Below are 8,197 nucleotides of genomic sequence, written 5' to 3'. Positions count from 1 at the left end.
CGGGCCGGGGCGTATGGGGCGTATGGGGCGGGGGAGCGGGAGGGGGGTCAGGAGGGGTTGTTTTGAGGCGGGTAGTGGAGGTTGGGTGCAGGGGGGGGTGGGTGGTGGTCGGCGGGGTTGCGGGGTTGCGGGGTTGCGGGGTGGCTGGGTAGCGGGGTTGCCGGGTGGCCGATGGGTTGCCGGGTAGTGGGGTTGGCGGGTGGCAGGTCTGTGTGGTGGTCGGGGGCTGGGCCGTCGTCGCGGGGCTGGTAGCCGTGAGCTCCGTATCCATAGGGATGTAGCCACGGGGACGTAGCCGTCAGGGCGTAGCGGTCGGGACGTAGCCGTCGGGACGTAGTTGTCGGAGTCGTAGTGGGAGGGGTCTGGAGTGGCGGACGGGGATGAGCGGGTCGGCGCGTTCTGGCGGGAGTTGGGGCTGCCGGGGCTGATCGATGTGCATACGCACTTCATGCCCGAGCGGGTGATGGCGAAGGTCTGGGCGTACTTCGACGCCGCCGGGCCGCTGGTGGGCCGGGCGTGGCCGATCGCCTACCGGTACGAGGAGGACGAGCGGCTGGCGGTGCTGCGCGGCTTCGGCGTACGGGCGTTCACGTCGATGATCTATCCGCACAAGCCCGGGATGGCGCAGTGGCTGAACGGCTGGGCGGCCGACTTCGCGGACCGTACGCCCGACTGTCTGCGGACCGCGACGTTCTTCCCGGAGGACGGCGCCGCGTCATATGTACGCGCCGAACTGGCGGGCGGGGCACGGATCTTCAAAGCGCATGTGCAGGTGGGGGCGTACGACCCGGCCGATGCGCTGCTCGACCCGGTGTGGGGTGCGATAGCGGAGGCCGGTGTCCCGGTGGTCGTCCACTGCGGGTCGGGACCCGCACCGGGCAAGCACACCGGGCCCGAGCCGATCGCGCGGGTGCTGGCCCGGCACCCTCGGCTGCGGCTGATCATCGCGCACATGGGGATGCCGGAGTACGTCGACTTCCTGGATCTCGCGCGGCGCTATCCGGGGGTGCACCTCGATACGACGATGGCCTTCACGGACTTCTCCGAACGGGCCGCGCCGTTCCCGCGGGCGGAACGCGGCCGGCTCGCGGACCTCGGCGACCGGGTGCTGTTCGGCAGCGACTTCCCCAACATCCCCTACGGGTATGCCCATGCGCTGGAGGCGTTGACCCGGTTGGAGATGGGGGAGGAGTGGCTGCGGGGCGTCTGCTACGGGAATGCGGCGCGGCTGTTCGGTGTGTGAGGGGCTGTTTGGCGTGTGAGGGCTGTTCGGCGTGTGAGCGGGGCAGGTGGACAAGCCTTGAGGGGAAGGGTGTTCAGGGCCTGAGCGGGGTGGCGTTCAGGGGTTGAGCGGGGTGGCGGCCGCGGCGAGGTGGGACATGGCCACGCCCAGGTCGGTGAGGGTGGGTCCGTCCGTGACGCGTTCCGTGGCGGGGTCGATCTTCGGGCCGATGGCGGGGATTTCGCGGCAGGCGGCCGGGACGACCGCGCCGGTCATCATGCTCAGGGTCTCGCAGAGTTGTGCGTTGGCGTGGTCGCCGCCGGTGGGGAAGGGCGAGGCGGTGATCACCCCGACCGGCTTCTCCACGCATTCGCCGCTGCTGACCAGCCAGTCGAGCGCGTTCTTGAGGACGCCGGGGACACCGTGCGCGTATTCGGGGCTGACGATGAGCAGGGCGTCGGCGGCGGCAACGGCGGTGCGCAGAGCGGCGACGGGGGCGGGGGGTGTGGCGTCCTCGCCGTCCAGGTCGGGGTTGAAGTGCGGGAGCGCGCCGATGTCCGCGGTGGTGGCCGGGCCGTCCCAGAGGTCGAGGGCGGAGCGCAGCACCGCGCCGTTGGAGGAGCGCGCACGCAGGCTGCCGGAGAGGGCGAGAAGTCTCATGGGGTGACGGTACGGGGTGGGGCGCGGGCATGCGGGTGGGAGCGCGTGCGGGAGGGCGCGCGGGTGGGAGGGGTTGCGGGTGGTGCCTGTGACGGGGGCCGCGACCGGTCGACTGCCGTCGGCGTCCCGGGGTCGTGAAGGGCGGCGAATGCGCTGGTCAGGGCGATTGTCAGTGCTGGGTGCAATGCTTGAGGAGTGGTGATCGGCCTGGACCGCGCGGGGGGCGGCCCAGGTCGGTTGCGGCCGGGGGTGCTTGCCGCGGGCGGGGCGGGGAAGGGGGATTCTCAGGAGATTCACAGGAAGCCGAAAGGGAGCTCTCACGGGGGTGGGCCAGGCTCCGGACCATGACCGTGACTTCGTCCTCCTCAGCGTCGTTTCGTGTGCCTGCATCGGCCTCGTCCTCCCGGGGCGCGCCCGGGAAGCAGCCGGAGTTGCTACGGGCCGACGGCAGCCCGGTGCGGGTGCTGGTCGTGGACGATGAGTCCTCGCTCGCCGATCTGCTGTCGCTGGCGCTGCGTTACGAGGGCTGGGACATCCGCTCGGAGGGGGACGGCGCGGGCGCGCTGCGCTGCGCCCGTAGTTGGCGGCCGGATGCCGTACTGCTCGATGTGATGCTGCCGGACATGGACGGGCTGACGGTGCTCGGCCGGCTGCGGCGTGAACTGCCTGATGTGCCGGTGCTGTTCCTGACCGCCAAGGACGCGGTCGAGGACCGGATCGCCGGGCTGACGGCGGGCGGCGACGACTATGTCACCAAGCCGTTCAGCCTGGAAGAGGTGGTGGCCAGGCTGCGCGGCCTGCTGCGGCGGGCCGGAGCGGCCGCCGCGCGGAGCGAGTCGCGGCTGGCGGTCGGTGATCTGGTGCTCGACGAGGACAGTCACGAGGTCTGGCGGGACGGCCAGGAGATCCATCTGACGGCCACCGAGTTCGAGCTGCTGCGCTATCTGATGCGCAATCCGCGGCGGGTGCTGAGCAAGACGCAGATCCTCGACCGGGTCTGGAGCTATGACTTCGGCGGTCAGGCCAATGTCGTGGAGCTGTACATCTCGTACCTGCGGCGGAAGATCGACGCGGGGCGGGCGCCGATGATTCACACCCGGCGGGGTGCGGGCTATCTGATCAAGCCGGGTGTGTAGCGGGTGGTGAGCGGGAAGCCCCTGTCGACGCCCGAGCGGAACGAGCCGTCCCCGGCGGCCCCCTCCTCGCCGCCCGCCTCCTCGCCGCCCGCCTCCTCGCCGCCCGCCCCCTCGCCCCGTCGACGCTGGACGCTGCGGAGGCGATTGGTGGTGTCGTCGGTTGCGCTGATCGCTGTCGTCGGTGCCGTCATCGGGACCGTTACGTCCATTGCGCTGCACTCCTATTTGCAGGGGAAGTTGGACAGTCAGCTGCGGGAGTCCGTGACGCGGGCCGAGGGGCCGCGGGGGCATGAGCCATGGCGTGTGCAGGGGCTGGAATTTGTGGCGATGGGGGGTCAGCCCATTGGGACGGTCGGGGCGCGGATCGCGCCGGACGGCACGATCGATGAGGCCGCGCGGCTGAACAAATCCATCAGTCGGGAGCCCTTGCAACGGCTGGCTGCGCTGAGAGGGGCGCAGGTCGCGGCGCTGAGCGCGGTGCCGCGGGACGGTGTGCCGCACACCACCGAGCTGCCCGGCCTCGGCGACTACCGCGTGCAGTCCGCCAAGGACGGCTCGATGTTGCTCGGGCTGCCGCTCGGGGAGGTCCAGACGACGGTCGGTACGCTCATCCTCATCGAGGGGTGTGTGACGGTCGCCGGGCTGATCGCGGCCGGGGTCGCGGGATCCGCCATGGTCGGTATCGCGCTGCGGCCGCTGCGGCGGGTCGCCGCCACCGCCACCCGGGTCTCCGAACTCCCGCTCCATCAGGGCGAGGTGGCGCTGCATGTCCGGGTGCCGGCGGCCGAGGCGGATGCGCGTACGGAGGTGGGGCAGGTCGGTGCGGCGCTGAACCGGATGCTGGGGCATGTCGGTTCGGCGCTCTCGGCCCGTCAGGAGAGCGAGATGCGGGTGCGGCGGTTTGTCGCCGACGCCAGCCATGAGCTGCGTACGCCGCTTGCGTCGATCCGGGGCTATGCCGAGCTGACGCGGCGCGGGCGGGAGCAGCCGGGCCCCGAGACGCGGCACGCGCTGGGGCGGATCGAGTCCGAGGCGGAGCGGATGACGGGGCTGGTGGAGGACCTGTTGCTGCTCGCCCGGCTCGATTCCGGACGGCCGCTCTCGTACGAGAGCACTGATCTCTCGCCGTTGGTGGTGGATGCGGTGAGTGATGCGCGGGTGGCCGGGCCCGACCATCGGTGGCGGCTGCAACTGCCCGATGACCCGGTGTTGGTGCACGGGGATGCCGGGCGGCTGCACCAGATTCTGGTGAATCTGCTGGCCAATGCGCGTACGCATACGCCTGAGGGGACGACCGTTACCGCACGGGTGCGTGGGGCGGGGCCCGGAGGCGGCCGGGGCGGCGCGGGCGGTCATGGAGAGGGTCGTCGGGGCGCTCGTGGGCACGCTCCTGGGGACGTTCATGGAGACGCGCGCAGGGGTTTCGTCCAGCTGGAGGTGCAGGATGACGGGCCAGGTATTCCGGCCGATCTGCTTCCGCATGTCTTCGAGCGTTTCGCGCGCGGCGATGCGTCGCGTTCACGTGCCGCCGGAAGTACGGGGCTCGGGCTGGCGATCGTGCAGGCGGTGGTGGCCGCGCACGGCGGCACGGTCGGGGTCGACAGCGTGCCGGGGCGGACGGTCTTCAGGGTGACGTTGCCTGCGGTGGGTTCGGCGGGCGCGGTGGGTTCGGCGGGTTCGGCGGGCGCGGTGAGTTCGGCAGGCGCGGTGGGTTCGGCGGGCTGGGCAGGCTCGGTGGGTTCGGCGGGCGCGGTGGGTTCGGCAGGCGCGGTGGGTTCGGCGGGCTGGGCAGGCTCGGTGGGTTCGGCGGGCTCGGTGGGCTCGGCGGGCGAGCCGCAGTGGGGCAGGAGCCGGGCCGCCGGCGAGACGGACGTCTCGGCGGGCATCAGCTCCGGCTGACCGTTCCCCACTCACAGCCCGGTCACAGGCTCAGCACACCGGTGTGACAGCGCGGTTGGCGAGTGTCGTCGGTATGACGACGACACAGCCGCCCCACCTGCCGCTGGGCTCTCTGCCGCCACGCGAGCATCTGCGCCTGGGGCAGATCGCGACGGTTCTCGATGTGGTGATTCCCGTCTACAACGAGGAGAGCGATCTTGAGCCCTGCGTCCGGCGCCTGCACGATCACCTCGCCCGCACCTTCCCGTACGGCTTCCGCATCACCATCGCGGACAACGCGAGCACGGACCGCACGCCGGACGTCGCCGCCCGGCTCGACGACGCGATCGACGAGGTCACGGCCGTACGGCTGGAGCAGAAGGGGCGCGGGCGGGCGCTGCGTACCGTCTGGTCGCTCTCCGAGGCGCCGGTGCTGGCCTATATGGACGTCGATCTGTCCACCGACCTCAACGCACTGCTGCCGCTGGTCGCGCCGCTGATCTCCGGTCACTCGGATCTGGCGATCGGCTCCCGGCTCAGCCGTAGTGCGCGCGTGGTTCGCGGGCCGAAGCGGGAGTTCATCTCGCGAACCTACAACCTCATCCTGCGTGGCTCGCTCGCCGCACGGTTCTCCGATGCGCAGTGCGGGTTCAAGGCCATCCGCGGCGATGTCGCCGAGCGGCTGCTGCCGATGGTCGAGGACACCGGATGGTTCTTCGACACCGAGATGCTGGTGCTCGCGGAGCGGGCCGGGCTGCGGATCCACGAGGTGCCGGTGGACTGGGTCGACGACCCCCACAGCACCGTGCACATCGTGCGTACGGCGACCGATGACCTCAAGGGCGTATGGCGGGTGGGGCGGGCGCTGGCGACCGGCGCGCTGCCGCTGGACCGGCTGGCCCGGCCGTTCGGCGACGATCCGCGGGACCGTGAGCTGTCCGGGGTGCCGGGCGGGCTGGCCCGTCAGCTCGTCGGCTTCTGTGTCGTGGGCGGGCTGAGCACGCTGCTCTATCTCGCCCTCTACTCCCTCTTCAGGCTGGGAGTGGGGCCCCAACTGGCCAATGCCGGTGCGCTGTTGGTGTCGGCCATCGCCAATACGGCGGCCAACCGGAGGCTGACCTTCGGGGTACGGGGGCGGGACCGGGCGGTCCGCCATCAGGCGCAGGGGCTGGTGGTCTTCGCCATCGGCCTGGTGCTGACCAGCGGCTCGCTCGCCGCCCTCGACGCCGCCAGCGGCACCCCTTCGCACGGCACCGAACTCGCCGTGCTGGTCGCCGCCAATCTCGCGGCGACGGTGCTGCGGTTCCTGCTCTTCCGCGCCTGGGTCTTTCCGGACCGTGAGCGGCGGAACGACCTCGTCGGCGTCGACGCCGTGGACGCCGTCGACGAATCGCAGCCGCAGCCACCGCCGTACGCCTCGCCCAACGACCGGAACAGCCGGAACGACCGGAACGACCGGAACAACTTCACCAGGAGCGCTCGATGACCCCGCACCCGCCCAGTACGCCGGCCCAGCCGCCGTATCCGCCCCCGTTCACCGGACAGGAGAGGGCGCCGGCAGCGGTCGCGGCTTCCCGGGCGGTGGCCGACGGGTCCGCCCCGGCGTCGGAGGCTGCCCCGGATCCCGCACCGGCCCGACGCACCTACGAGCCCCGTGGCGGGCTGCGCGGTCTGCCGGAGCGGATCGTCCGCGGGCGGCCGGCGGATCCGCGCTGGGCGCGGCCGGCGCTGCTGGCGCTGTTGCTGGTCACGGCCGTGCTCTACCTCTGGAGCCTGTCCGCCTCCGGGTACGCCAACCAGTTCTACTCGGCCGCCGTACAGGCCGGCAGCGAGAGCTGGAAGGCGTTCTTCTTCGGCTCCTCCGACGCGGCGAACTCCATCACCGTCGACAAGCCGCCGGCCGCGCTGTGGCCGATGGCGCTGTCCGTACGGGTCTTCGGGCTCAGCTCGTGGGCGATCCTGGTGCCCGAGGCGCTGATGGGTGTGGCGACGGTCGGGGTGCTCTTCTCGGCCGTACGGCGCCGGTTCGGTGCGGGTGCGGGACTGCTGGCGGGCGCGGCGCTGGCGGTGACGCCGGTCGCGGCGCTGATGTTCCGCTTCAACAACCCCGACGCGCTGCTGTGCCTCCTGATGGTCTGCGCGATCGCCCTCGTGCTGCGCGCCCTTGAGGACGGCCGTACGAAGTGGCTGGTGCTGGCCGGGGTCTGCTTCGGCCTCGGGTTTCTGACCAAGACGCTGCAGGCGTGGCTGATTCTGCCGGCGCTCGCCGTGGTCTACGTCTGCTGTGCGCCGGTCGCGCTGCGCCGGCGGTTCGGGCAGCTGCTGCTCGCCGGGCTGGCGATCGTGGTGTCCGGCGGCTGGTGGGTGGCGATCGTCGAGCTGTGGCCGGCGTCCTCGCGCCCGTACATCGGCGGTTCGCAGCACAACAGCTTCCTGGAGCTGACCTTCGGCTACAACGGCTTCGGGCGGATCAGCGGCAATGAGACCGGCAGTGTCGGTGGCGGTGGCCGTCCCGGCGGCGGTGGCGGTGGCGGATGGGGGGAGACCGGGATCACCCGGCTGTTCTCGTCCGACATGGGCGGCCAGATCTCCTGGCTGCTGCCTGCCGCGCTGATCCTGCTGGTCGCGAGCGTGTGCCTGCTGTGGCGGGCCCGGCGCGCGGTCGCCGCCGAACAGGCCGGGCTGCGGGCGGAGTTCCTGGTGTGGGGCGGCGCGCTGCTGATGACCTTCACGACCTTCAGCTTTATGTCCGGGATCTTCCACCAGTACTACAACATCGCGCTGGCCCCGTACGTCGCGGCGCTGGTCGGGATGGGCGCGGCGCTGTTGTGGCGGCGCGGCGGGCCGATCGCGTCGCTCGTCCTGGCCGTGACGGTCGCGGCGACGGCCGGCTGGTCGTACGTACTGCTGAACCGTTCGCCGGACTGGCTGCCGTGGCTGCGCTGGACGGTGCTGGCGCTCGGTCTGCTAGCCGCGCTCGGTTTGCTGCTGTCGGCACGGGCGGGACGCCGGGTGGCGCTGCTGGCGGCCGGGCTCGGGGTGGCGACGGCGCTGGCCGGGCCGGTCGCGTACACGCTCGATACGGTCAACACGCCCAAGGGCGGGTCGATCATCACGGCCGGACCCTCGGTGCAGGGCGGCATGGGCGGCATGGGCGGACCCGGTGGCGGGGGCTTCCCCGGCGGCCGTCAGGGCGGTACGTGGCGCGGCAACAACGGCGGGATGCCGGGCGGCGCACCGGGCGCCGGGCAGGCCGGCCAGGGCGCCCCGGGCCAGGCCGGCAACCAGCGCGGCCTGCCGG

Annotated in this window: 7 protein-coding genes; 5 read left to right on the top strand and 2 right to left on the bottom strand. The window is 72.0% G+C overall.

Annotated elements, in window-relative coordinates:
- Nucleotides 1-367: 367 nt before the first annotated feature.
- On the top strand, nt 368-1,243 hold the full coding sequence (locus DY245_RS22025) for an amidohydrolase family protein (protein ID WP_128508970.1): 876 nt from the start codon (nt 368-370) through the stop codon (nt 1,241-1,243).
- Between the two features lie 96 nt (nt 1,244-1,339).
- On the opposite strand, the gene DY245_RS22020 is transcribed toward DY245_RS22025, so the two are convergent.
- Nucleotides 1,340-1,882 (bottom strand): NADPH-dependent FMN reductase, encoded by a 543-nt coding sequence (locus DY245_RS22020; RefSeq protein ID WP_128508969.1) that lies wholly within the window; start codon nt 1,880-1,882, stop codon nt 1,340-1,342.
- A gap of 344 nt (nt 1,883-2,226) precedes the next feature.
- Here DY245_RS22020 and DY245_RS22015 point away from each other — a divergent pair, with 344 nt between their 5' ends.
- Entirely contained in the window at nt 2,227-3,018 is a 792-nt protein-coding gene (locus DY245_RS22015; RefSeq protein ID WP_280524991.1) for a response regulator transcription factor, read from the top strand.
- Here DY245_RS22015 and DY245_RS46580 read toward each other — a convergent pair.
- A complete protein-coding gene (locus DY245_RS46580; protein WP_244943191.1) occupies nt 2,994-3,227 on the bottom strand; it encodes a hypothetical protein in 234 nt (77 codons plus the stop codon). The two genes, DY245_RS22015 and DY245_RS46580, sit on opposite strands and share 25 nt — an antisense overlap.
- Before the next feature lie 118 nt (nt 3,228-3,345).
- On the opposite strand from DY245_RS46580, the gene DY245_RS22010 reads away from it, so the two are divergent.
- The 3 genes from DY245_RS22010 to DY245_RS22000 all read left to right on the top strand — a co-directional run.
- Complete coding sequence (locus DY245_RS22010) at nt 3,346-4,917, top strand: sensor histidine kinase (protein ID WP_425329426.1); 1,572 nt, start codon at nt 3,346-3,348, stop codon at nt 4,915-4,917.
- Nucleotides 4,918-4,990: 73 nt separating this feature from the next.
- Complete coding sequence (locus DY245_RS22005) at nt 4,991-6,382, top strand: bifunctional glycosyltransferase family 2/GtrA family protein (RefSeq protein WP_244943189.1); 1,392 nt, start codon at nt 4,991-4,993, stop codon at nt 6,380-6,382.
- A partial coding sequence (locus DY245_RS22000) for an ArnT family glycosyltransferase (RefSeq protein ID WP_244943188.1) occupies nt 6,379-8,197 on the top strand: 1,819 nt, incomplete at its 3' end. The genes DY245_RS22005 and DY245_RS22000, both read left to right, overlap by 4 nt.

It is taken from the genome of Streptomyces inhibens (genome assembly GCF_003389455.1).
Taxonomy (GTDB): domain Bacteria; phylum Actinomycetota; class Actinomycetes; order Streptomycetales; family Streptomycetaceae; genus Streptomyces; species Streptomyces inhibens.
Note: the sequence above shows the minus strand (reverse complement) of the source record. Positions and strands in the feature narration are given on the sequence as shown.

Excerpts from the sequence above, each read along its gene's own strand:
- DY245_RS46580 (WP_244943191.1), bottom strand. The coding sequence starts at position 3,227 with ATGGACGTAACGGTCCCGATGACGGCACCGACGACAGCGATCAGCGCA.
- DY245_RS22010 (WP_425329426.1), top strand. The coding sequence starts at position 3,346 with ATGGGGGGTCAGCCCATTGGGACGGTCGGGGCGCGGATCGCGCCGGAC.
- DY245_RS22005 (WP_244943189.1), top strand. The coding sequence starts at position 4,991 with ATGACGACGACACAGCCGCCCCACCTGCCGCTGGGCTCTCTGCCGCCA.
- DY245_RS22020 (WP_128508969.1), bottom strand. The coding sequence starts at position 1,882 with ATGAGACTTCTCGCCCTCTCCGGCAGCCTGCGTGCGCGCTCCTCCAAC.
- DY245_RS22015 (WP_280524991.1), top strand. The coding sequence starts at position 2,227 with ATGACCGTGACTTCGTCCTCCTCAGCGTCGTTTCGTGTGCCTGCATCG.